We start from the raw sequence: 22,934 nt of genomic DNA on the forward strand, positions 1-22,934 counted from the left end.
CTACGGTCCTGGCCACCACGGGGAGGAGTCTTCGGGATGGCTTCGAATGGTCAGCAGGACACCGACCGGCTGCGTTCGGCAACGGTGCGCATTCTCACCTCGGGCGGTGAGGTGGTCGGGGCAGGATTCGTCGTGCGCCCGGATCTGGTCGCGACCTGCGCGCATGTCGTGGCGCTCGCCGTCGGCTGCGATCCCGGGGACGGCCGAGCGCCGGAGCATCCGGTGATCGTGGATTTCCCCTGGAGCGACACCCCGGTGCGTTCGACGGCGCGGGTGCGGCACTGGTCACCGATCCGCGCCGACGGTCGCGGTGACCTCGCGGTGCTCGAACTGGTCGGCGCGGCACCGGATCGGGTTGCGCTACCGGCCTTCTGGCACGACGAGGAGCCGTGGGGCCGCGAATTCCGCGTGCTGGGTTTTCCGGCGGAGCTGCCGGGCGGCGCGTGGGTATCGGGTGAGTTCCGCGCCCGGCAGGAACAGGGCTGGCTGCAACTGCAGGCGGCCACGGGCGGGCAGCCGATCACCGGCGGCTTCAGCGGCGCGCCGGTATGGGATACCGAGGCCGAGGCGGTGACCGGGATGGCGGTCGTGGCCGACCGGCGCCGCTACACCAGGACCGCGTTCATGGTGCCGATCGGCGAAGTACTCGGCATGGATTCGGGCCTGGTGACCAACCCGTACCGCGGGTGGGAGCCGTTCGACGAGGAACACGCCGACCTGTTCTTCGGGCGCGACGACGACATCGAGCGGGTGATGTCGACACTCGAGCGGCGGCCGCTGGTCGCGGTGGCCGGTCGTTCCGGTGTCGGCAAGTCCTCCCTGATTCGTGCCGGGGTGATTCCCTGGCTGCGGGCGCGCGGGGTGCGCATCGCCACGGTCCGGCTCGGTAGCGACCGGTCCGGATTACACGCGGTCACCGAACGGCTCGACGCCGGCGAGGACGAGCCGTTCGCCGCGTGGCTGACGCAGCAGTCGGCGGGCGCGCCGGGCACCCTCGCGCCGCCGCCTCGGCTGCTGGAAGAGCTTCCGGCACAGGGTGTTCTGCTGTTCGTCGACCAATTCGAGGAGCTGGCCTCGACCGCGCCACAGCGGGCGCGCGAGTTGTTGCGGTCACTGATCGAACTCACCCGCTCCGGCACCGACCGCCCGGTGCGGGTGGTGCTCACCGTGCGGTGGGATGCGCTCGACGAGCTGGTCGACGACGAACTCGCCGCATTCCTCGACGGCGCGACCGTGGCGCTCGCGCCGATGGGGCGAGCCCAGCTGCGCGACGCGATCCGTCGGCCCACCGCCCGCGCACCGGGCGCCCTGCTGGCCGACGAACTGGTCGAGCGCTTGATCGACGACACGATCGGCGAGCCGGGCGGCTTGCCGCTGTTGCAGTCGCTGTTGTCCGATCTGTGGGCACAGCGCGGGAGCGGCGTCCTCGACGTGGCCGACTACGAACGGGTCGACGGCGTCGCCGGTGCGGTCACCCGACGGGCCGAGGAGGTGTTCGCGCAGTTCGACACGCCGCAGTGGCAGCAGGCCGCGCAACGGTTGCTGACGCTGCTGGCCGTGCCGTCGGTGAGCGGCGCGGGTTTCGTCCGCTCGGTGGTGTCGATGCGCGAGTATCCGGAGCTGCGCGGTGTGGCCGGTCGTCTGGCGCGGGACCGGCTGGTGGTCGTGGGTCGTGACGCCCAGGGCGCGGACACCGTGGAATTGGCTCACCAGGCGCTCATCGACCACTGGCCCAGGCTGCTCGGCTGGCTGCGGGACGATCGCGATTTCCGGCTGTGGCAGTGGCAGATCGGGCAGGAGCGGGCGAAGTGGGAACATGCCGGCAAGGACGGTAGGAAGGACACTCTGCTCCGGCCCGGTGCGCTGGAAGCGGCCACGGCATGGGCCGACAAGCGCGGATCCGATATCCCGGCCCCCGATCGCGAGTACATCGCCGCCAGCCGGAAGGAGCGACGTCGGGAGGTGCGGCGGTGGCAGCTGGTCACGACACTGATTGCGGTCCTCGCGGTCGCCGCGGCCTCGACCGCGGTGGTGGCGTACCGGACGAGTCAGGAGCGCGCGGCCCAGCTCCGGTTGCAGGCCGCGCGGACGCTGGCAGCGGAGTCGATGCGCGTCGCCGACACCGAGCCCGGCAAGGCGTTGCAGTTCGCGCAGGCCGCCGCGCGGTACGCGCCGAACGACCCGGCCGTGTCGACCGCGTTGCTGTATCAGCAGGTTCGGATCGCCTCGGTCGTGGAGATGAGGACCGGGCCATGGTCGGCCGGGACATCCGTCGCAGCGAGCGGAGACGGGTCGATCGTCGCGGTCGCCGAGCGCGGCCACGACATCGGACTCTGGACCGGGCTGGACGCCGAGCGACCCACCTCATGGCGGCTTCCCCCGACGACCGCCGAGATCTCGTCGATGACGATGAGCGGCAACGGCTCCCGGCTCGCCGTCGTCACCGCGGACGGCGCAGTCGTGGTGTGGAATCTGCGGGACCGCAAGGGCCCGTTCGAAATTCGAGTACCCGAGCCCGATCCGCTGCCGTCGATGGCCGTGTTCGCGACATTCGACGAGACCGGGAAGTGGCTGGCGGTGCGGGTCGACCGCAAGCACGACCTGGCCCTGGGCAACACCGACCTGCTCGAGCTGTACGACACCTCGGGCACCGCACCGGCCCGGGTGGCAACGCCCCTGCCGGAGAACGGGGTTACGCAATATCCCGCCTACATCGACGCCTCCGGTGCGCTGATCGCGTTCAAGGAAATCGGCGCGGCCGGTGAGCGCAACGTGGTCCGCGATGCCAGAACCGGCAGCTGGATCCGTGACCTTCCCGCCGGGGTGGTCACTTCCGCAGGGGCGATCGTCGGATGCGCCGACGACAAGTTGGTGGTCTGGGACGCGACGACGGGCGCCGAACGCTTCCGCCCGGCCCCCGGTGGCCCGCTGGGCGCGTGTGAATGGACGACGTCCGGGCGATACGCGATCAGGGCGGAGGCGGACGACGGCGACACGGTCAAGACCGCCGATATCGTCGACCTCCGCACCGGTCGGCGGTATGCCTTGCAGGCACGAAACAACAAGGGCCCGAAGCCGATCGGAAACCTCATGGTTCCCACCGAAGCCGGACCGCGACTGTTGTCCATCACCGCCGATGGGTTCTCCCGGTTCGCTCCGGCGACGCCGGTCGAGCCCGCGGACGATCTCGCGTCGGTCTCGGATATCGAATGGGGGCCGGACGGTCGGTTCATCGTCAGCTTCGAAGCGGCTGCGACCGACTCGAGTCCCGGGATGATCCGTGTGCTCGCGTTGTCGCCCGGCCGACGTGAGGTTGCGCGGGTATCGGCCGACGGCGGGCGGACCCGGCGCATCACCGATGACGGTAGACACCTCGTAGTGGCTTCGGGCACCGGCGCCATCACGCTCTATTCGCTGCCGAACCTCACCGTCGAGTGGCGGCTGACACTGCCGTTCCCGTCCGTGCCCGGGTTACGGCAGTGGTCGGTGACATCGATCATGCAGTCGGGTGCCGACGAACTGGCCCTCCTGCACGCGGGTTTGCTGACCCGCTGGCGAATCGACGACGGCCGCCAACTCGGCCGGGAACTCGCGACGTGGGGAAGCGAGGACGAGTTGCGGTGGACGATGCAGGTGGGTGTGCAGGCCGATCTCGTTCCTACGCAACCGGATCGGTTCGTGACGATGACGCCGGACGCCTACGTCGTACGGGATGTGCACGACGGGCATGTGCTCCACTCGATCACGATGGACCAACGCGAGTCGCTGACCGGGCGAGCATTCACCAGGCCCGGCGCCCCGATCGTGTACATCAGGTACGACTCGGGAAGAAGCGTCGTGCAGAACCTCGGGACCGGCGTGGAATCGGTTTCCCCGCAGCCGATTCCGTCCGGCGACCCGATCGGCATGACCCCGGACGGCCTGCTGGTCGTGAACAAACTCCTCGACGGCGTAGAGGTCTGGGATTTCGAGCGCGGCACGAAACTTTTCGAAATCAAGACCGCGCGAAACCTGGTGGTCGACGGCGCGACGTTGCTCGGGCACACCCTGCACCTGCTGTCGTACGACGGCGAGGTCTACACGATCAACCTCGACCGCAATGACATCATGGGACGACTCTGCCCGATCAACGACCGCGCCTTCACCGACGCGGAACGGAACGCGCTGCCGCTCGGCGCCGATGCCACCCCGCCATGTCGCGACAGGTGACCTGCTAGCCACCGACGCCCGAACCATTGTCGGGGCCTGCGAGGCACTTCCGCATCCGGATCAGGCCGTCATGCACGTAACCCTTGACGGTGCCCTCGGCGATCTCCAGGATCAGCGCGGTTTCCCGGTAGGTGTGCCCCTCGTAGGTGAAGAGAACGACCGCCTCACGTTCGCGCGGCGGCAAACAGTTCAGGCAGCTCAGCAGCATGTCCTTCATCACCACCGCGTCGTCGAACGACAGTCGAGCCCGATCAGCGAGGAGCGGGATCTGATCATGGCCGGCGGGATCGATCCGTTCGCGCTCCTTCCCCCTGCGCCGCCACTCGTCGCGGAGGCAGTTCTCGGCGGCCGTCCAGATGTATCCACGCAACTTGTCCACTGCGACAATGTGTTCCGGTCGCCGGGCGAAGACGCGCATGAGCGCCTTCTGGACGATGTCCTCGGCGTCGGCGCTGCTTCCGGTCACATGCCGCATCCTGGCCAGCAGCTCGTCGTGCCCCGACTCGTACGCCTCGACTAGCAACTCGTCGAACGAAGGCTCGGACGCGCGCTCACCGCGTCCGATCCGGACGAGTGCCGATTCCGGCCTGTCCGACACGAGCCCGAGGGGGTCGCTCGCGAACTCCCGAAGGACAGCACCGAGCAACTCGGCCAATGGTGCGTCATACATGTTTTCAGCCTCGCACACTTTTCGAAGGCGCTACCCTTCGGCGGCGAGCTGCCCACACGCCGCGGCGATCTCCTGCCCCCGCGTATCCCGCACCGTACACGCCACCCCCTGCGCCTCCACCCGCCGAACAAACTCCCGCTCAACAGGTTTCGGCGACGCATCCCACTCCGAACCCGGAGTCGGATTCAACGGGATCAGATTCACGTGAACCCGTGAACCGAGCGCCTTGTGCAACTTCGAACCCAACATGTCCGCACGCCACGGCTGATCGTTGATATCGCGGATCAACGCATATTCGATCGACACACGACGACCCGACTTGTCCGCGTAATACTTTGCCGCGTCCAGAACCTCGGCCACCGACCAACGATTGTTGACCGGCACCAACGTATCCCGCAGCTCATCATCCGGAGTATGCAGCGACACAGCCAAAGTCACCGACAAACCCTCATCGGCCAACTTCCGAATCGCCGGAGCCAAACCCACCGTCGAGACCACCACACTCCGCTGCGAGATGCCCAAACCGTCCGGAGCCGGAGAAGTGATGCGCCGCACCGCATTCACCACACGCTTGTAGTTCGCCAGCGGCTCACCCATGCCCATGAACACGATGTTGGACAGGCGACCGGGGCCGCCGCTGACCTCGCCGTCGCGGAGGGCGGCTGCGGCGGCGCGGACCTGGTCGACGATCTCGGCGGTGGACAGGTTGCGGTTCAGGCCGCCCTGGCCGGTGGCGCAGAACGGGCAGGCCATGCCGCAGCCGGCCTGGCTGGAGATGCACAGGGTGTTGCGATCCGGATAACGCATCAGGACCGATTCCAGCAGGGTGCCGTCGCCCGCGCGCCACAGCGTCTTGCGGGTGGTGCCCTCGTCACACACCACGTGCCGGACCTCGGTCAGCAGGGGCGGGAACAGCGATTCGGCCACCGTGGCCCGCAGTTGCGCGGGCAGATCGGTCATCTGCTCGGGATCGGCCACCAGACGGCCATAGTACTGCCGGGCGATCTGGTCGGCCCGGAACTTGGGCAACCCCAGATCCTGAACCGCCTTGCGACGCTCGTCCGCATCGAGGTCGGCGAGATGCCGCGGCGGCATGCCGCGACGCGGAGCATCGAAAACGAGCGGAAGGGGGGTAGCCATAACCTCACCAGTGTCCCATCCACATCCGGGTCGGTGGGGTCCGGGGCACGAAACGGTTTCGGGCGCCAACCTGCGTGCAGAACAGATAGCAATGGGTAATCATCGAGGTATGACCAGCGACGCCGCATCGAGCTCGGGCCCGGACACTCCCCCGCGGACGTCTGCGGTCCCGGAATCCCCCACGATCCCGGAACCTGCCACCAGCTCGGAACCCCCCGCCGTCCCGGACACCGCGACACCCGACACCACTCCCGAAAAAACTCCCGCCACCACCACCCGCCCCGCAGGCAAGGACCCTCTGCGCACACGCGCCGGAGCCACCTGGGTCAGCCTGGTCGCCGCCGCGATCATCGGCATCATCCTGCTGGTCTTCATCCTGCAGAATCTGAATCAGGTGAAGGTCACGCTGTTCTTCTGGAGCTTCTCGCTGCCGTTGGGCGTGACCATCCTGCTGTCGCTGATCGCCGGATCACTGGTGATGGGACTGGCGGGCGGCTGGCGGATCATGCAGTTGCGGCGCGCGGCCAAACGCGCCTGAACGTCATCGGCGCACCAGACGCCGGAAAGTCACCTTGTCGAATTCGCGCCCGAACTCGTCGATGGCGATCACATCCATCTCACTGGAGAACACCCCCGGCCGCACATCCACGCGGATGAACGAATACCGGCTGTAGCGCACCCGCGACCACTGCACCGCCTCGTACTGCTGCTTCCCGTCGGCGTCCCACAGTCCGCTGCGCGCGACAGCGGTATCGGGCAGTTCGTGGCCGCGGTAACTCTCCCCGAACTCGAACTCGCCGTGTGCGGCGCCACCCCCGCCGACGACGTAGTACACGGTGCCATCGGTTTCCGGATAGACGATCGCGTTGTCCGCCGCGACCCGGGTCGCGCGGCCGCCACGAATCGGATCCGTGCGTTCGAAACAGTGGTTGTGCCCCTGCAGCGCCAGATCCACGTCGTAGCGATCGAACAGTTCCGCGAACGTCCCACGCACCCCGCCGTCACTGGCTCCGCCCACACCCGTGGCATAGGCGCATTCGTGGAAGAAGCAGACGATGAAGTCCACGGCCGGATCGGACCGATGCGCGGCCAGCGTCCGCTCCAGCCAATTCTTCTGCGCCCCACCGGAATAGCCGAGATTCGCCTGATACTGGTGGCAGGTCTCGTTGGCGTCGAGCGAGAGCACCGCCACGTTGCCGTATCGGAACGAATACACCGACGGGCAACCGGCCGGGCCGTTGTCGGGCATATCCAGCCGCGCGGTCAGCCCGCCGTACCCGTGCGTGCCGTACACCGCTTCCATATCGTGATTACCGGTGGCGAACATCCACGGCACCCGCGCGGCACTGCCCTCGATGGCCTGGAAGTAGTTGTCCCAGACGAACGGGTTGTACGCGTCGATCTTCTCGTTCTTCGAGGTGCCACTCGGAACGAACCAGTCCGGTCCACCACCGTGCGAAGGATCGGCGTAACTGATGTCACCGGCCAGAATGTGGAAGTCCGGCTTGCAGGCGACGATCTGACGCTGAATCGCCGCGGCATTGCGCGCGCCGGGCGCATCGCCCTTGCCGTACTTGTTCCGGTAGCCACCGGGCTGCAGACCCGCGGGATGAGCGGGAGTGTCATCGATACCCTGATCGCCCATCATGGTGAAGCGGAACGGCAGCACCGCCGCCCGCGAACTCGGCATGGCCGGAGCCGCCGAAGCCACCTCGCTCACGAAGCCGTCGGAGGTGCGCCAACGGTAGAAGTGCGGAATCCGTCCGGGCAGCCCGTTCACCGGAGCGTGCACATAGAACTGTTCGGCCGCGAGCACCCCGCCGTCGGTGCGCGGAATCTGGGTGAGGAGATTGCGCACCTGCGCCTCGACCCGCCCACCCAGCGCGGGAGTGGGACCGTGTTCGAGAAATACCTTGGCGCTGCCCGGATTACGCGACAGCTGCGCCGAGAACCGCAGCTGGCTCGCCGCATCCGGCCCGAACCCGACATGCCGTCCGGCCACCGCGAGCGGAGCACCGTCCGCATAGGCGAGCGCGCCGAACGAGGAAAATCCCGCCGCCATCGCCGCGGCCGAACTGCCGCGCAGGAATGAACGACGGCTCACCGCATGCCGTTTCAGATACGACCGATGCCAGTCGTACTGCTCGTCCATCGTCATCCGGGCGGCCAGGCCCTCGGGAATTCCGGTATTCGGGGCCAGGCCGGGAGGGTTGAACATGATGGAAACCTTCGCGCCGAGGGGTGGGAACGGATATCCGACTCATCCAAGTCGCGCAAGATTACCGAGACCCGACAGCGCGATGAACGCAGTCTTCCCCGCCTCGGGAGGTTACGGCGTCGAAGGCGCCGACAGGCTGTCCTCGTGCGGTTGATCCGGCGCGTTGTGGTCGGTGCCGTGAAAATGCATCGGATCGTCCTGGCTCTGGCAGGGCACGTTGCTCACATCCGCACAGGACGGGAGCGGATGGTCGGCCAGTGCGACACCGGCGCCGACGACCGGCCCCACCGCGATCACGGCCCCCACGGCGGCAATCATCAACGAGCGCATGCTGATCCTTTCCAGGCGGCGATGTTCTCCACCACCAGATCAGACTGCGGCAGGCTTCGAGTCACCTGGCAATCGGCGCGGAAAACGCCCAGAACCCAACGAGTTTCGATGATTGCAAGACGAAACGAGGCGAATCGGGCACACCGCCCGGCGAATTCACAGCAGCGCGGTCAACACCAACCAGGACACGAACGCCGAGGGCAGCATCGAATCGAGCCGATCCATGATGCCGCCGTGGCCGGGCAGCAGCGTGCCCATATCCTTGATGCCCAGCTCCCGCTTGATCTGCGATTCGATCAGATCCCCGCAGGTGGCCACCAGCACCACCGCAACGCCCAGCAGCACGCCGATCATCGAATTCGCCTGCAGCAGCAACGTCACCGTCAGCAGTCCGCCGATGATGCAGAACACCAGGGAACCGCCGAAACCCTCCCAGGATTTCTTCGGGCTGATCGCCGGAACCATCGGATGCCGCCCGAACAGCACACCCGCCACATAGCCGCCGACGTCCGAGCAGACCACCAGGATCATGAAGGTCAGCACCCGCAGGTTGCCGCTCGGCTCGGACAGCATCAGCACCGCGAACGAGGCCAGCAACGGGATCCAGGCCAGCACGAACACCGTGATCGCGGTGTCGCGCAGGAAATTTCGCGGTGTCGCGGACAGGCCGTGATCGAACAGCCGCCACGCCATACACACCAGCGCCGTCAGGCCGAACGCCCCCGCGACCCCCTGCGCGCCGTACGGCCAGGCCAGCCAGACCAACGCCTGCCCGCCCACCAGCAACGGGATACGCGGCACCAGCACATCGGCCTCGCGTAGTCGCTTGGCGACCTCCCAGGTGGCGATCGCGATCGCCACCGCGATCACGCCGACCAGAATCCTCGGTGCGAACAGCAGGATCGCGATCAGGGACAGACCGAGACCGAAGCCGACCGCCAGCGCGGCCGGTAGATTGCGGCCCGCCCGCGAGGGCTTGGCCTCCTCGGGCCGGTCGGCCTCGGGCTGCGACTGCTCACCCTCGGCGGACGCCTGCTCCGGACCGGCGGAAGCCGCCTGGTCCGATGCGCCGGATGCACCGGCTGCTTCGCTCGCCGGCATGCCCTCGCCGGCCGCGGCTTGTTCGGCCACGATTGTCCCGTCGCTCACGTATCCGTCCACTCCGTCCCCGCCCCGGGCAGGCACTCGCGCCCTGGGCCGTCAGACCTCGAGCAGCTCCGATTCCTTGTGCTTGACCAGTTCATCGATCTGCGCCACGTACTTCTGCGTGGTCTTGTCCAATTCCTTCTCGGCGCGGCCCACTTCGTCCTCGCCCGCCTCGCCGTCCTTCTGGATGCGGTTCAGCTCGTCCATCGTCTTGCGACGCACGTTGCGGATGGAGATCTTGGCGTCCTCGCCCTTGCTCTTGGCCTGCTTCACCATCTCGCGGCGGCGCTCCTCGGTGAGCTGGGGCACCGAGACGCGGATGATGTTGCCGTCGTTGGTGGGGTTCACGCCCAGGTCCGAGTTGCGGATCGCGGTCTCGATGGCCTGCAGCTGCGCCTGCTCGTAGGGCTTGATCACGACCATGCGGGGCTCGGGCACGGTGATACCCGACATCTGGGTGATCGGCGTCATCGATCCGTAGTACTCGACCTGAACCCGGTTGAACATGCTCGGGTTCGCCCGACCGGTACGAATGGATCCGAGGTCGTCCTTCGCCACCGTGACGGCCTTCTCCATCTTCTCCTCGGCGTCGAAGAGTGCTTCCTCAATCACGACCGTTTCCTCCACAGCGTTAGTCGTTGTCGGTTCCGGGATCACGAGGGCGGGCATCCACGAAGACACCGCTCCCGACGCTCGTCAGGACCGAACCAGTGTGCCGATCTTCTCACCGGCGACCGCGCGGGCGATATTGCCCTTGGTCAGAAGATTGAACACCAGTATCGGCATCTGGTTGTCCATACAGAGACTGAAGGCGGTGGCGTCGGCCACCTTGAGCCCACGTTCGATGACCTCCTTGTGGGTGATCTCGGAGTACATCGTGGCCGCCGGATCCTGCCGGGGGTCGGCGTTGAACACACCGTCGACCGCCTTGGCCATCAGCACGACCTCCGCGCCGATCTCCAGCGCACGCTGGGCGGCGGTGGTGTCGGTGGAGAAGTACGGCATGCCCATACCCGCACCGAAGATCACCACGCGGCCCTTCTCCAGGTGCCGCTTGGCGCGCAGCGGGATGTAGGGCTCGGCGACCTGCCCCATGGTGATCGCCGTCTGTACTCGGGTGTCGACCCCCTGCTTCTGCAGAAAGTCTTGCAGCGCAAGGCTGTTCATCACGGTGCCGAGCATGCCCATGTAATCCGAGCGCGCCCGCTCCATCCCGCGGTCCTCGAGCTCCGCGCCGCGGAAGAAGTTGCCGCCGCCGATCACCACCGCCACCTGAACGCCGGTCGCGACCACCTCCGCGATCTGCTCGGCAACGGTCTGCACGACATCCGGGTCGAGCCCGACGTTGCCTCCGCCGAACATCTCTCCTCCCAATTTGAGGAGTACTCGGCGATAGCCCTCACGAGCCGGTTCCGGGTCCGACATCTGTCTCCTTCTCCTCGGCGGAACGCCATGCACACGCGAAAAGACCATCCGGTGTCGCAACGAGCACGGGATGGTGACAAAAGCTGCGTCCATCCTGCCCTATGCCGGGCCGCGATGGTCAGCCGACCCTGATTCGACGCACGGAGGGCTCCCCGCGCAGTGCACGGGGAGCCCTCCGTAGTCGATCCGGCCCGGTCAGGCCTGGCCGACCTCGAAGCGAGCGAAACGGGTCACGGTGACTCCGGCCGCGTCCAACTGCGCCTTCACGGTCTTCTTGTTGTCGGTGACCGACGGCTGCTCCAGCAGGACGACGTCCTTGTAGAAGCCGTTCACGCGGCCCTCGACGATCTTCGGCAGGGCGGCCTCGGGCTTGCCCTCCTCCTTGGCGGTCGCCTCGGCGATCTCGCGCTCCTTGGCCACCAGATCCGCGGGGACGTCCTCGCGGCTCAAGTACTTGGCCTTCAGGGCCGCGACCTGCATACCGGCGGCACGAGCGGCCTCGGCGGCGCCCTCGCCCTCACCCTGGTACTCGACCAGCACGCCGACGGCCGGGGGCAGGTCGGTGGCGCGCTTGTGCAGGTAGGTCGCGACCGGGCCCTCGAAGGACACGACGCGACGCAGCTCGAGCTTCTCGCCGATCTTGGCGGCGAGCTCCTGCACGACCTGGTCGACGGTCTTGCCGCCGAGCTCGACGGCCTTGAGCGACTCCAGATCGGCCGGACGCGCCTTCGCGGCGGCCTCGACGACCTGAGCGGCCAGCGTCTGGAACTCGGCGTTCTTGGCGACGAAGTCGGTCTCGGAGTTGATCTCGACCATGACGCCGTCCTGGGCGGCGACCAGGCCCTCGGCGGTGGCGCGCTCGGCGCGCTTGCCGACGTCCTTGGCGCCCTTGATGCGCAGCACCTCGACGGCCTTGTCGAAGTCGCCGTCGGTCTCTTCCAGGGCCCTCTTGCAGTCCATCATGCCGGAGCCGGTGAGCTCGCGGAGCCGCTTCACGTCAGCGGCGGTGTAGTTCGCCATCCTGGCGAGCCTCCTTAACGGGGAGTGGGTATCAGGTCGAAGCACCACCATGCCGACCGCTTCCGAACAGGAAGGGCCGGCACGGTGAACAAATCCGTCATGGCGGCGGGGCTGCCGCCATCGGACGCTGGGTCAGCTCTCGGCGGCAGCCGGAGTCGGCTCTGCAGCCGGGGCCGACTCCGCAGCCGGGGCCGACTCTGCGGCCGGGGCCTCGGCAGCGGCCTCGTCGGTGGACGGGGTCGCCTGAGCCAGCAGCTCCTGCTCCCACTCGGCGAGCGGCTCACCGGCGCCGGCCTCGGGCTTCACATCGCCGCTGGCGCGCGCGGCACGAGCCTGCACACCCTCGGCGACGGCAGAGGCGACGACCTTGGTCAGCAGCGCGGCCGAACGGATCGCGTCGTCGTTGCCCGGGATCGGGTAATCGACCAGGTCGGGGTCGCAGTTGGTGTCCAGGATCGCGATGACCGGGATGTTCAGCTTGCGAGCCTCGCCGACGGCGATGTGCTCCTTGTTGGTGTCGACGACCCAGATGGCCGAGGGAACCTTGGCCATGTCCCGGATACCGCCGAGGGTGCGCTCCAGCTTGTTCTTCTCACGCGTGAGCATGAGGATTTCCTTCTTGGTGCGACCCTCGAAACCGCCGGTCTGCTCCATCGCCTCCAGCTCCTTCAGGCGCTGCAGCCGCTTGTGGACGGTCGAGAAGTTGGTGAGCATGCCACCGAGCCAGCGCTGGTTCACATACGGCATGCCGACGCGGGTGGCCTCGGCGGCGATGGATTCCTGCGCCTGCTTCTTGGTGCCGACGAACAGCACGGTGCCGCCGTGGGCGACGGTCTCCTTGACGAACTCGTACGCCTTGTCGATGTACGTCAGCGTCTGCTGCAGGTCGATGATGTAGATGCCGTTGCGGTCGGTGAAGATGAACCGCTTCATCTTCGGGTTCCACCGGCGGGTCTGATGCCCGAAGTGCGCGCCGCTGTCGAGCAGCTGCTTCATAGTTACGACAGCCATGGCTGCGTATCTCTCTTTCGTTGCTGGTTGTCGCAGGGGTCGGCGACCTCTGCCCTGGCGTCCACGGCCGCCGGAACCCCGTTTCTGGGGACCAGCCGACGGCTTGTGCGCTGGACGCGCGAAGTCGGTCCCGGAATGAGCGGACCGCCGGACCAGTCTACGAGCCCGCGAGCGGATCTCCTAAACGGGGTGCTGGGGGGCTCGAACAGCGGATGCCGCGAGCAGTTGATCGGAAATGGTGTGCATTCACACCGTCGTAGTTGTCCACACTCGCCGAAGGCGGGCTTTCGCGACACGATTGCCGCCCGCACCGTGGATCCATGCGCCGGATATTCGCGATTCTGCTGGGCTGGCTGGTGGTGCCGATGCTACTGCCCATGCCCCGGGCAGAGGCTGTGCCCGGGGCGTTCGACTGGCCGCTGCATCCACGACCGCCGGTGCTGCGGCGGTTCGACCGGCCGGTGCACGATTGGCTGCCCGGACATCGCGGAGTCGACCTCGGCGGCGCTACCGGGCAGCCCGTACTGGCCGCCGGGGACGGGGTCGTCGTCTTCGCGGGGGAGGTGGCCGGAAAACCGGTGGTGTCGGTGAATCACGAGGGCGGGTTGCGGACCACCTACGAACCGGTGCGCGCATCGGTTGCGTTGGGGCGCAAAGTGTTTCGCGGCGAGGTTCTCGGCGCGCTGGAGGCCGGGCATCCGGGGTGCGCGGCCGCCTGCCTGCACTGGGGGCTGCGGCGTGGGCGCGAGTATCTCGATCCGCTGGGGCTGATCCGCCTCGCGCCGCTACGACTCAAACCGGTGCTGCCGCAACAGGGGCAGCCGCCGTGATCCCGCCGGTGCGCTACCGCGGCGCGCCGGTCGGCTGCGCGCCCTCGCGTTCGGCCAGCTCGCGCTTCCACTGCCGGAAGGTCTCCTCGGTGCGGCCGCGGCGCCAATACCCCGAGATCGAGGCGTGATCGGCGGGGACGCCCCGCTCCTTGCGGATGTAGGGACGCAACTCGTGCATGACGACCTGGGCCTCACCGTGGATGAACACGTGCACCCGCCCGGCGCGCCACGGTTCGGCGAGCACGGCCTCGGCGAGAGCGGCGCCGGGCTCGCGGTCGCCGCGGTGCACCCAGTCCAGGTTCACGCCCGCGGGCCGCGGGAAGTCCAATTCGTCTGCGGGACCGCTGATCTCGACGAACACCCGGCCCACGGCGCTCTCCGGCAACGCGGCACAGGCCACCGAGATGGCCGGCAGCGCCGATTCGTCACCGGCGAGCAGATGCCAGTCGGCGTCGAGCTTGGGCGCATAGGCGCCGCCGGGCCCCGACAGCGTGAGTTCGTCGCCCGGCTGCGCCGCCGCGGCCCACGGACCCGCCACACCCTCGGCGCCGTGGTAGACGAAATCGATGGCGATCTGCTCGAGTTCGGGATCGATCGAGCGGACCGTGTAGGTACGGGTGGTGGGGCCGTCCGGTCCCGGGATCTGCAGTTTGACGTAGGCGTCGGTGAAACCGTTGGGCGTGAAGGCCGAGAATCCGGGGCCACCCAGATGGACCCGGATCAGATGGTCGCTCAGGCGTTCGGTGCGCCGGACAACGAAGGACAACGGTGTACGAGCCACAAGGCACCTCCAAGTAATTAGGATTACCTAAGGAACATTAGCATGAAGTATCGCCGATAGCTCGCGATATGTCATCGAACGATAATTCAGTCGGGCGGGCACGTCATCGGCCAGGATGGGGACATGGCCGACGAACCCGATACCCCGCCCTTCACCTATCCCGAAACCGGTGCCACGGACAGGGAATTCCCGGCCGGCTACCACCATTTCCGGCTCCGGCGGCAGATCGGCACCGGCCGTGCTCTCTTCGAGTCGGCGGCCGAGGAGGTGCTCACCTATCGCATGCAACGCGGTGTCGGCATCTTCGGCTCCGCGAGCACGCCGTCCGCGGCGCCCGGCACGGCACTCACGGTCCGCCTGGGGATCGGCCCCCTGGCCATCACCGCACCCTGCCGCGTCGTCTACGTCCTGGACGAGCCGAATCGCCGCGGTTTCGCCTACGGCACCCTGCCGGGTCACCCCGAGATCGGCGAGGAACTGTTCGCCGTCGAATACGACCCCGCTGACGACTCGGTGCACGGCCTGATCGCCGCCTTCTCCCGCCCGGGCACCTGGTACACCCGCCTCGGCGGCCCGGTGACCCGCCTGCTGCAGAGCTACATCGCCGGAAAATACATCGACGCCATCCGCCCGGCCTGACCCGCACTCGAACCGACGAGAGATTCGGATGCCGACTCGACGAGTTCGTGTCGCCGACGCTCAGCCGAGCAGAAATGCCTCGAGAACCACAGCCTCCGCACGCAGCGCCGCCACTCGATCCCCGCGACCCCGCGCATCGAATTCGCCTGCGGCCGCATAGCGTTCGTCGACCTCGGCGCGCACGATGCGTTCGATTTCGGACTCGGTGAGTTCGCGGCGGGGGACCTCGGCGGCGCCGGGGCCCAGGGCGCTTGCCTCGACGGGTCCGGCCGACAGATCGTCGATGGTGACGGCCTCGGCATTGTCGATCGCGGCCAGCGCCGAGCGCAGGACCGCCGTCGCACAGCGGTCGCGCCGTTTCATGGCGTCGGGCAGGGCCGCGCGCAGACGTTCACGCAGGGAAGATACCTGGGCGATCGGATCTGTCGACATGAGTGCGACGGTACGTGCCGGACAGCGGTCGGGTCGAACCGATTCGCGGCGGGACGGCGGGATCAGGCCCGAGGATGGGCCTGGTCGTGGACCTTTCGCAGGCGTTCGACGGAGACGTGGGTGTAGAGCTGCGTGGTGGCCATACTGGCGTGGCCGAGGAGTTCCTGGACGATGCGCAGGTCCGCGCCGCCCTCGAGCAGGTGGGTGGCGGCGGTGTGCCGCAGGCCGTGCGGACCCAGGTCGGGGGCGCCTGGTATGGCCGAAACAACTTCGTGCACAACGGTTCTGGCCTGCCGTTGGTCGAGGCGGCGACCGCGGCGGCCCAGCAGCAGGGCGCGACCGGACTCGGTGTTGGCGAAGGCCGGGCGGCCCGAGCGCAGCCAGCTCTCGAGTGCTTCGTCAGCGGGCGCGCCGAACGGGACCGCACGCTCCTTGTTGCCCTTGCCGAGTACCCGGACCAGGCGGCGTTCGCGATCGATATCGTCGATGTCGAGGCCGCACAGCTCGCTCACCCGGATACCCGTCGCGTAGAGCAGCTCCACGATCAATCTGTCCCGCAGTGCCATCGGATCATGTTGTGCGGCACCGGATTGCGCGGCATCCATCACATCGGCCGCCTGCTCTCGACCGAGCACCGCGGGCAGGACCCGATGCGCCCGCGCCGATCCCAGCCGCGGTCCCGGGTCGATCGACAGCCGCCCGGTGTGGGTGAGCCAACCGGTGAAGGTGCGCGCCGCCGACGCGCGCCGCGCCATCGTGGTACGTGCCACCCCTGCCCCCGACTGCTCGGCCAACCAGGACCGAAGCAGCGGCAGATCGATCTCCCCCACCCCGGAATCGGCCGCCCGAGAACACAAATGCATCAGCAGCGACCGCGCATCGCCCACATACGCCCGCACCGTGTGCGCGGACCGGTTGCGCCCGAGCCGCAGATGCCGCCCGTACTCCAGCAGCAACGCTTCCAGATCCTCGGGCAGTGCATCCATACCCACCACACTCACCGACCCCAGCCCACCTGACAAGTCACCGCACCGCATCCACCGTGGATCCGCACCTTACGCAAGACACCGGACAAGGGTGCGTACTTCCATCGACCGCCCCGCGCACTCCCGAACCAACCAGATTCATCGCGGACTCGCACCTCACCCCAGGGCACCACCAGACAGGCGCACACATCACCATCGACCATCCCACGCGTTCTGGACCACCCAGATTCATCGCCGATTCGCACCGCCCCAGGGCGCCACCGGACAGGCTGCACATCGCTAACGACCATCCCGCGCGATCCTGAACAGACCAGATTGATCGCCGATCCACACCGCAGCCAGGGCACCACCGGACCGGCGGACACATCCCTATCGACCATTCCACGCGCTCCCGAACCAACCAGATTCATCGCCGATTCCCGCCACGCCTACAGCACCACCGAACAGACGTACGCATCCCTATCGACCATTCCGCGTGATTCGAAACCAGCCGGATTCGTCGCAGCCGACCAGTCCCGCGAGGTCCAAGGCAGCGAGTGCGGCGCGGACGGACGGGAGTGGGAGTCCGGATTCGCCGGACAGTTCGAGCGGGATTCGGGCGCCGGTTCTGGGGATCGCGGCGTAGACGAGGGCCTCGTCACCGTCGAGGGATCGTTCCGGGGTGGGGGCGTCGGCGGGTAGCGACAGTTGCAGGGGACCCGCCTCGTCGATGATCTCCTCGACACGGCCGACCAGCACGGCCTCACCCTCGCGGATCATGCGGTGGCAACCCACTGAGGAGGCGGAGGTGACCGGCCCGGGGACCGCCAGGGCCGGACGGCCCAGCCTGCGAGCCCATTTCACGGTATTGCGGGCGCCACTGCGCAATCCGGCCTCCACGACCAGCACACCGTCGGCCAGAGCCGCGATGATCCGGTTCCGCGCCAGGAAGTGATGCTTGTGCGCGGTGGTGCCGGGCGGATATTCGCTGACCACCAGTCCGGTCTCGGCGATCTCGGCCAGCAGGCGCGCGTGCGAGGCCGGATACGGCCGGTCCACACCGCAGGCCAGGACCGCGATCGTCGGCGCACCGGCGGCCAACGCCGCGCGATGTGCGGCGCCATCGATCCCGAATGCGGCTCCGGAGACGATCGTCCAGCCGCGGGGCGCGAGATCGCCGACGATTTCGGCGGTGACCCGCTCGCCGTAACCGGTACTGCATCGCGCACCCACCACGGCCAGAGCCTGTTCGCTAGCAGTCAGCAACGATCGCGGCCCCCGCACCCACAACACCAGCGGGACCGCCGCACCCGGATCGCGTGCCGAGTCGAGCTGGCCGAGCCCCAGCATCCGCCAGGCGGGCCACTCCGGATCATCCGGCGTCACCACACGCCCACCCGATCCGAGAATGCTCTCCAGATCCCTTTCGGCACAATCGATCCCGCGACGCTGCTCGGTCGGCCCACGCAGCGACTCGGGCAGATCACACTCCCGCACCGCCCGCGCCGCCTCGACGACACCCACCCGCTCGATCAACGCGGACAATGCCGCACACGGCCCCTGCACCACTCGCGACAGATACACCCATGCCAGCCGCCGCTCATCGGCCTCGTCCCCGGCGAAGCCCACTGAGGCACCGACATTCTCGTGTTCGAGCGACGTCGTTTCCCTGTACACCGCCACTGTCCTTGTGCCGTCACGAGCGGGCAGCGCCAACTCCTCGCCCATCACTTCCGCTGCACCGTCGCAAGCACGCAACGCCAACTCCTCACGCACCACCGCCCCCGCACGGTCACGACCACCCAACGTCAACTCTTCACCCACGACCACCCCCGCACCGCCACGAGCGCGCAACGCCGATTCCTCGCCCATCACCTCCGCACCGCCACAAGCGCGCAACGCCGATTCCTCGCCCATCACCTCCGCACCGCCACAAGCGCGCAACGCCGACTCTTCACCCACGACCACCCCTGCACTGTCACGACCACGAAGCGCCAACTCCTCACGCACCACTGGCCCGGCACTGTCGCATTCGCTGCACGTCGGGTCCTCGTGCGACCACTGCCCTGTACTCATGCCGCACCCCGCTGCCGGAAGTTCAGCGCCTGCATCACGTCCTGGGTGCCGGGCATCTCGCCGCCGCGCAGGTCGCAGATGGTCCAGGCGACTCTGATCGCTCGGTCGGCGCCGCGGGCGGACATCCGGCCCTGCCGGAGTGCGTTCTCCACCGGGACGAGCGCCTCGCCCGGCAGCCGGAAACGTTGGCGCAGAGTATGTCCGGGGACCTCGGCATTGGTGCTCCAGCCGTACTCGAGCCAACGCTCGGCGGCCGCCTTGCGTGCTGCTTCGACCCGGCCGCGCACCACCGAGCTGCTCTCGGCCTCCGAGGAGGCGAACGCACCCGAAGCCTGCCCGTGCATCTGCACCCAGATATCGATGCGGTCCATCAGCGGCCCGGACATCTTCCCGAGATAACGCCGCCGCGCCAGCGGTGCGCAGATGCAGTCGACATCACGCGCGGGCGCGCACGGACAGGGATTTGCAGCGAGCACGAGCTGGAAACGCGCCGGATACCGGGCCACGCCGTCGCGTCTGGCAATGCGGATCTCCCCCTCCTCCAAGGGAGTTCGCAACGCCTCGAGCACCTTCGTACCGATCTCGGCGCACTCGTCCAGGAACAGCACGCCGCGGTGGGCGCAGCTCACCGCGCCCGGCCGCGCCGAGCCCGACCCGCCGCCGACCATCGCGGTCACCGAGGTCGAATGGTGTGGCGCCACGAACGGCGGGATGGTGATCAGCGGATGATCGCCGGGCAGGATGCCCGCCACCGAATGAATCGCGGTCACCTCCAGCGCCTCCCGTTCGGTCAACATCGGTAGCAGGCTCGGAAGACGTTGCGCCAACATGGTTTTGCCGATCCCGGGCGGTCCGGTCAGCAGAACGTGATGCCCGCCCGCCGCGGCGACCTCGAGCGCCCAGCGCGCCTCGTCCTGACCGATCACCTCATTGAGATCGCCGCAGGGACGCTCGGACGAGGGCAGCGCACCCTCGGGCGGACGCAACTCCCCGTCACCGCGCAACCAGTCGATCAATTCGCGCAGGGTGGCCGCACCGAGCACCGTGATCCCGTCGACCAATCCCGCTTCGGCGAGCGCCGATTCGGGGACCACCACCGTGGTGCGGCCCGCCGCCCGCGCGGCGAGCACCGCGGGCAGCACCCCTCTGGCCCGCCGCACCCGCCCGTCCAACGCCAACTCCCCCAGCAACACCGAGCCCGCCAGCCGCACCGAGGGAACCGCATCCCCCGCATCCAGCACCGCCGCGGCCAGCGCCAGATCGTAGACGCTGCCGACCTTGGGCAGAGTGGCCGGTGACAGCGCCAGGATGACCCGCCCGTCCGGCCATTTCTCCCCGGAGTTCTGTACCGCGGCCCGCACCCGGTCCCGGGATTCGTTCAGGGTGGTATCGGGCAGCCCGACCAGATGAATCGACGGCAGCCCCTGGCCGATATCGGCCTCGATCTCCACCAACTGCCCGTCCACACCGGTCACCGCAACGGAGAACGCCCGGCCCAGCGCCATCAGAACACCGCTTTCAGATGTTCGATGACCGGCTCGGATCGGGGTTCGACCAGCACCGACACCACATCGAAGCGGATCTGACGCCACGGCCCCTGCTGCTCGTTGAGCCACAACAGCGCCAATCGCCTGATGCGTTGCTGCTTGGTGAAGGTCACCGCCTCGGCCGGAATGCCGAATCTCAGGCCCGAACGCGTCTTCACCTCGACGAATGCGGTCACCTCCGCATCGCGCGCGATCAGATCCAGCTCGCCGTACCGGCAGCGCCAGTTCTGCTCGACGATATCCATCCCGGCCGCACGCAGATACTGTGCCGCCAGTTCCTCCCCGTGTGCGCCGAGCGCCAGATTATGTGCCACCCGATCAGGATCACCGCTCCACGCGCCCGCCCTGAACCCCTGAACTGGGGAAACAGAAATCCTGTGGACAACCCCCGAATGTGGACAACACGCTGCCGACCCGCCGGACGCGGTATCGGCCGGCGGCCGTTATTCGGGCAGGCGCAGGTCCGGCTTCTCCAGCTCCTCGATGTTCACGTCCTTGAAGGTGATGACGCGAACATGCTTGACGAAGCGCGCCGGACGATACATGTCCCACACCCAGGCATCGGACATGCGCACTTCGAAATACACCTCGCCATCGGCGTTCTGCGGGCGTAGTTCGACGGAATTGGCCAGGTAGAAGCGGCGTTCGGTCTCCACCACGTACGAGAACTGGCCGACGATGTCCTTGTACTCGCGGTACAGCGAGAGTTCCATCTCGGTTTCGTACTTCTCGAGGTCCTCGGCACTCATCTGGTGGAAAGTCCTCCTAATTCACGACGCCGCCCCCGCCGGGCTCGCCATCCTGCGTGTTCTGACATCATCTCGCATGCGCGGCGTCGGTAGCCAACCGCCTCGCTCCGGAACCGACGCGACGGACCGGCTCGGCCTCGGCCCCGCCGACCATCCGCACATTGCGCCAGCTCCTGCGGTGCTCACTGCTGGGGCCGAGACGATCCAGCGCCGCGGTGTGCTCCGGCGTGTTGTAACCCTTGTGCGCCGCGAAACCGTAGCCGGGCAGTCGCCCGTCCAGCTCGACCATCATCCGGTCGCGGGTCACCTTGGCCAGGATGCTGGCCGCGGCGATACATGCCGCCGTCGCATCGCCGCCGATCACCGGCAGCGAGGGCGCCGAGATGCCGGGCACCTTGAAACCGTCGGTGAGCACGTAGCCGGGCCGCTGATCCAGTCCGGCCACCGCCCGCCGCATCCCCTCGATATTGGCGACGTGGATGCCGATCGCATCGATCTCCCAGGCCGGAATCACCACTACCCGCCAGGCCAGGGCCCGGCGCTCGATGATCGGGAACAGCTCCTCGCGGGCGGCCTCGGTGAGTTTCTTGGAATCGTCCAGGCCGGCGAGAGAATCGTAGGCCTTGGGAGCGAGCAGGCAGGCCGCGACCACAAGCGGACCCGCGCAACACCCGCGCCCCGCCTCGTCGACCCCGGCGACCGGCCCCAGACCACTGCGAATGAGCGCCGCCTCGAGCGTGCGCAGACCACTGGCCCTGCGCATCACCACTCGCGGCGGCCAATCCCCGGCTCGTTGGCCGTTGCGCGCCACTGCACCCACCGTTCGATTATCCGTTCGCTCTCGCAGCCGCATCCGCCGGATCCCCCCGCACGCCCGGCGCGGCGATCAGTTCTGCTGGGGATTCTGGGATCGCACCGGACCGATCCGACCCGGCGGCCAGATCTTGAACACCGCTTTACCGCGTACATCCTTCACCGGGACGGTGCCGGAGAATTCGTCGTCCTGATGCGCGCGCGAATCGGCGGATTCGTTGCGGTTGTCGCCCATCACCCACAGATTGCCCTCGGGCACCTTCACCGGGCCGAACTCCCGGCCGATCGGGTTGATCGACAACCCCATCGGCGTCTTGACCGCGAACGGCAGACCCGGCTGGTACGGGTACAGGTACCGGGCGTACGGCTCGTCGAGCGGCTTGCCGTCGACCAGCACACGACCTTGGGCATCGCAGCACTGCACGGTCTGACCGCCCACCGCGATCACCCGCTTGACCAGATCGTTCTCATCCGGCGGCACCAGACCGAAGAAGGAGAAGAAGTTCTGCACCCCACGCGCGACGACATTGCTGGAGCGATTCGTGTGGTACTCCTTGTTCCACGATCCGCTCGGGCCCACGAAGACGACCACGTCACCCTGCTTGGGATCACCGAAGTCGTAGCTCAATTTCTCGACGTAGATCCGGTCCCCGGTACACCCGGGACAACCGTGCAACGTCGGTTCCATCGACTGCGACGGAATCACGTACGGCCGACCGATGAACGTCACCACCAACGCCGCGATCACCGCCGCGATCACGATCAGAATCGGCAACTCCTGCCAGAACGGCCGCTGCTTCTTCTGCTTCTTCCCTCGCGATCGCCGCCGGCGCGGCACCGGCGCGCTCGCACCGTCGTCGTCCACCTCGGTCGACGCCCTCGAGTCGAATTCGTCTGCCACGCCGAACAGGTTATCCCGCCCACACCTGCGGC

The 22,934-nt window shown here is 67.8% G+C and carries 22 protein-coding genes; 4 read left to right on the plus strand and 18 right to left on the minus strand.

Features of this window, described 5'->3' with window-relative positions:
• Window positions 1–36 precede the first annotated feature (36 nt).
• The gene (locus K7711_RS06860; protein WP_222965811.1) at window positions 37–4,209 is read left to right on the plus strand and encodes an nSTAND1 domain-containing NTPase; all 4,173 of its coding nucleotides are present in this window, start codon (window positions 37–39) and stop codon (window positions 4,207–4,209) included.
• Between the two features lie 4 nt (window positions 4,210–4,213).
• Here K7711_RS06860 and K7711_RS06865 read toward each other — a convergent pair whose 3' ends face one another.
• Both K7711_RS06865 and rlmN read right to left on the minus strand, forming a co-directional pair.
• The gene (locus K7711_RS06865; RefSeq protein WP_222965812.1) at window positions 4,214–4,879 is read right to left on the minus strand and encodes an RNA polymerase sigma factor; all 666 of its coding nucleotides are present in this window, start codon (window positions 4,877–4,879) and stop codon (window positions 4,214–4,216) included.
• Window positions 4,880–4,909: 30 nt separating this feature from the next.
• The gene (gene rlmN, locus K7711_RS06870) at window positions 4,910–6,019 is read right to left on the minus strand and encodes a dual-specificity RNA methyltransferase RlmN (RefSeq protein WP_222965814.1); all 1,110 of its coding nucleotides are present in this window, start codon (window positions 6,017–6,019) and stop codon (window positions 4,910–4,912) included.
• 109 nt (window positions 6,020–6,128) lie between these two features.
• On the opposite strand from rlmN, the gene K7711_RS06875 reads away from it, so the two are divergent.
• On the plus strand, window positions 6,129–6,557 hold the full coding sequence (locus K7711_RS06875; protein ID WP_222965816.1) for a lipopolysaccharide assembly protein LapA domain-containing protein: 429 nt from the start codon (window positions 6,129–6,131) through the stop codon (window positions 6,555–6,557).
• A gap of 3 nt (window positions 6,558–6,560) precedes the next feature.
• Here K7711_RS06875 and K7711_RS06880 read toward each other — a convergent pair whose 3' ends face one another.
• The 7 genes from K7711_RS06880 to rpsB form a co-directional block, all read right to left on the minus strand.
• On the minus strand, window positions 6,561–8,237 hold the full coding sequence (locus K7711_RS06880) for a metallophosphoesterase (RefSeq protein WP_222965818.1): 1,677 nt from the start codon (window positions 8,235–8,237) through the stop codon (window positions 6,561–6,563).
• 111 nt (window positions 8,238–8,348) lie between these two features.
• Window positions 8,349–8,567: a hypothetical protein gene (locus tag K7711_RS06885; RefSeq protein WP_222965820.1), complete on the minus strand. Its 219-nt coding sequence runs from the start codon at window positions 8,565–8,567 to the stop codon at window positions 8,349–8,351.
• A gap of 156 nt (window positions 8,568–8,723) precedes the next feature.
• Window positions 8,724–9,668, minus strand: coding sequence for a phosphatidate cytidylyltransferase (locus tag K7711_RS06890; protein ID WP_222966779.1), 945 nt, complete (start codon window positions 9,666–9,668; stop codon window positions 8,724–8,726).
• A 99-nt stretch (window positions 9,669–9,767) separates the two neighbouring features.
• Window positions 9,768–10,325, minus strand: a complete 558-nt coding sequence (gene frr / locus K7711_RS06895) for a ribosome recycling factor (RefSeq protein ID WP_222965822.1) — start codon at window positions 10,323–10,325, stop codon at window positions 9,768–9,770.
• 84 nt (window positions 10,326–10,409) lie between these two features.
• Complete coding sequence (gene pyrH, locus K7711_RS06900; protein WP_222965824.1) at window positions 10,410–11,138, minus strand: UMP kinase; 729 nt, start codon at window positions 11,136–11,138, stop codon at window positions 10,410–10,412.
• 195 nt (window positions 11,139–11,333) lie between these two features.
• Complete coding sequence (tsf, locus tag K7711_RS06905; RefSeq protein ID WP_222965826.1) at window positions 11,334–12,158, minus strand: translation elongation factor Ts; 825 nt, start codon at window positions 12,156–12,158, stop codon at window positions 11,334–11,336.
• Window positions 12,159–12,290: 132 nt separating this feature from the next.
• Complete coding sequence (gene rpsB / locus K7711_RS06910) at window positions 12,291–13,169, minus strand: 30S ribosomal protein S2 (protein WP_222965828.1); 879 nt, start codon at window positions 13,167–13,169, stop codon at window positions 12,291–12,293.
• A gap of 365 nt (window positions 13,170–13,534) precedes the next feature.
• Between rpsB and K7711_RS06915 the strand changes: the two genes are divergently transcribed.
• The gene (locus K7711_RS06915; RefSeq protein ID WP_235746885.1) at window positions 13,535–13,999 is read left to right on the plus strand and encodes a M23 family metallopeptidase; all 465 of its coding nucleotides are present in this window, start codon (window positions 13,535–13,537) and stop codon (window positions 13,997–13,999) included.
• A 13-nt stretch (window positions 14,000–14,012) separates the two neighbouring features.
• Here the strand turns inward: K7711_RS06915 and K7711_RS06920 are convergent, their stop codons facing one another.
• Window positions 14,013–14,780: a siderophore-interacting protein gene (locus K7711_RS06920; protein ID WP_222965832.1), complete on the minus strand. Its 768-nt coding sequence runs from the start codon at window positions 14,778–14,780 to the stop codon at window positions 14,013–14,015.
• Between the two features lie 123 nt (window positions 14,781–14,903).
• Here K7711_RS06920 and K7711_RS06925 point away from each other — a divergent pair, with 123 nt between their 5' ends.
• Window positions 14,904–15,419: a DUF1990 domain-containing protein gene (locus K7711_RS06925; protein ID WP_222965834.1), complete on the plus strand. Its 516-nt coding sequence runs from the start codon at window positions 14,904–14,906 to the stop codon at window positions 15,417–15,419.
• A gap of 60 nt (window positions 15,420–15,479) precedes the next feature.
• Here the strand turns inward: K7711_RS06925 and K7711_RS06930 are convergent, their stop codons facing one another.
• From K7711_RS06930 to lepB, 8 genes are all read right to left on the minus strand, one after another.
• On the minus strand, window positions 15,480–15,851 hold the full coding sequence (locus K7711_RS06930) for a GatB/YqeY domain-containing protein (protein WP_235746593.1): 372 nt from the start codon (window positions 15,849–15,851) through the stop codon (window positions 15,480–15,482).
• A 62-nt stretch (window positions 15,852–15,913) separates the two neighbouring features.
• Entirely contained in the window at window positions 15,914–16,837 is a 924-nt protein-coding gene (locus K7711_RS06935) for a tyrosine recombinase XerC (RefSeq protein ID WP_222965836.1), read from the minus strand.
• Between the two features lie 459 nt (window positions 16,838–17,296).
• Window positions 17,297–18,409, minus strand: a complete 1,113-nt coding sequence (gene dprA / locus K7711_RS06940; protein ID WP_235746887.1) for a DNA-processing protein DprA — start codon at window positions 18,407–18,409, stop codon at window positions 17,297–17,299.
• Between the two features lie 479 nt (window positions 18,410–18,888).
• On the minus strand, window positions 18,889–20,397 hold the full coding sequence (locus K7711_RS06945) for a YifB family Mg chelatase-like AAA ATPase (protein WP_222965838.1): 1,509 nt from the start codon (window positions 20,395–20,397) through the stop codon (window positions 18,889–18,891).
• Entirely contained in the window at window positions 20,397–20,753 is a 357-nt protein-coding gene (locus tag K7711_RS06950) for a YraN family protein (RefSeq protein ID WP_222965840.1), read from the minus strand. The genes K7711_RS06945 and K7711_RS06950 overlap by 1 nt, the downstream gene beginning before the upstream one ends.
• A gap of 129 nt (window positions 20,754–20,882) precedes the next feature.
• A complete protein-coding gene (locus K7711_RS06955) occupies window positions 20,883–21,188 on the minus strand; it encodes a DUF2469 domain-containing protein (protein ID WP_011210678.1) in 306 nt (101 codons plus the stop codon).
• Between the two features lie 67 nt (window positions 21,189–21,255).
• The gene (locus K7711_RS06960; protein ID WP_308014587.1) at window positions 21,256–21,999 is read right to left on the minus strand and encodes a ribonuclease HII; all 744 of its coding nucleotides are present in this window, start codon (window positions 21,997–21,999) and stop codon (window positions 21,256–21,258) included.
• Window positions 22,000–22,074: 75 nt separating this feature from the next.
• Window positions 22,075–22,902, minus strand: a complete 828-nt coding sequence (lepB, locus tag K7711_RS06965) for a signal peptidase I (protein ID WP_222965844.1) — start codon at window positions 22,900–22,902, stop codon at window positions 22,075–22,077.
• Window positions 22,903–22,934: the final 32 nt, after the last annotated feature.

Origin of the sequence: Nocardia coffeae, from assembly GCF_019890715.1 — a bacterium.
GTDB classification, from domain to species: domain Bacteria; phylum Actinomycetota; class Actinomycetes; order Mycobacteriales; family Mycobacteriaceae; genus Nocardia; species Nocardia jiangxiensis.

Coding starts and splice junctions, on each gene's coding strand:
- rpsB (WP_222965828.1), bottom strand. CDS start 13,169: ATGGCTGTCGTAACTATGAAGCAGCTGCTCGACAGCGGCGCGCACTTC.
- K7711_RS06880 (WP_222965818.1), bottom strand. CDS start 8,237: ATGTTCAACCCTCCCGGCCTGGCCCCGAATACCGGAATTCCCGAGGGC.
- K7711_RS06890 (WP_222966779.1), bottom strand. CDS start 9,668: ATGCCGGCGAGCGAAGCAGCCGGTGCATCCGGCGCATCGGACCAGGCG.
- K7711_RS06885 (WP_222965820.1), bottom strand. CDS start 8,567: ATGCGCTCGTTGATGATTGCCGCCGTGGGGGCCGTGATCGCGGTGGGG.
- K7711_RS06935 (WP_222965836.1), bottom strand. CDS start 16,837: ATGGATGCACTGCCCGAGGATCTGGAAGCGTTGCTGCTGGAGTACGGG.
- K7711_RS06955 (WP_011210678.1), bottom strand. CDS start 21,188: ATGAGTGCCGAGGACCTCGAGAAGTACGAAACCGAGATGGAACTCTCG.
- K7711_RS06945 (WP_222965838.1), bottom strand. CDS start 20,397: ATGGCGCTGGGCCGGGCGTTCTCCGTTGCGGTGACCGGTGTGGACGGG.
- K7711_RS06875 (WP_222965816.1), top strand. CDS start 6,129: ATGACCAGCGACGCCGCATCGAGCTCGGGCCCGGACACTCCCCCGCGG.
- pyrH (WP_222965824.1), bottom strand. CDS start 11,138: ATGTCGGACCCGGAACCGGCTCGTGAGGGCTATCGCCGAGTACTCCTC.
- tsf (WP_222965826.1), bottom strand. CDS start 12,158: ATGGCGAACTACACCGCCGCTGACGTGAAGCGGCTCCGCGAGCTCACC.
- K7711_RS06930 (WP_235746593.1), bottom strand. CDS start 15,851: ATGTCGACAGATCCGATCGCCCAGGTATCTTCCCTGCGTGAACGTCTG.
- K7711_RS06865 (WP_222965812.1), bottom strand. CDS start 4,879: ATGTATGACGCACCATTGGCCGAGTTGCTCGGTGCTGTCCTTCGGGAG.
- K7711_RS06925 (WP_222965834.1), top strand. CDS start 14,904: ATGGCCGACGAACCCGATACCCCGCCCTTCACCTATCCCGAAACCGGT.
- K7711_RS06860 (WP_222965811.1), top strand. CDS start 37: ATGGCTTCGAATGGTCAGCAGGACACCGACCGGCTGCGTTCGGCAACG.
- rlmN (WP_222965814.1), bottom strand. CDS start 6,019: ATGGCTACCCCCCTTCCGCTCGTTTTCGATGCTCCGCGTCGCGGCATG.
- K7711_RS06915 (WP_235746885.1), top strand. CDS start 13,535: ATGCTACTGCCCATGCCCCGGGCAGAGGCTGTGCCCGGGGCGTTCGAC.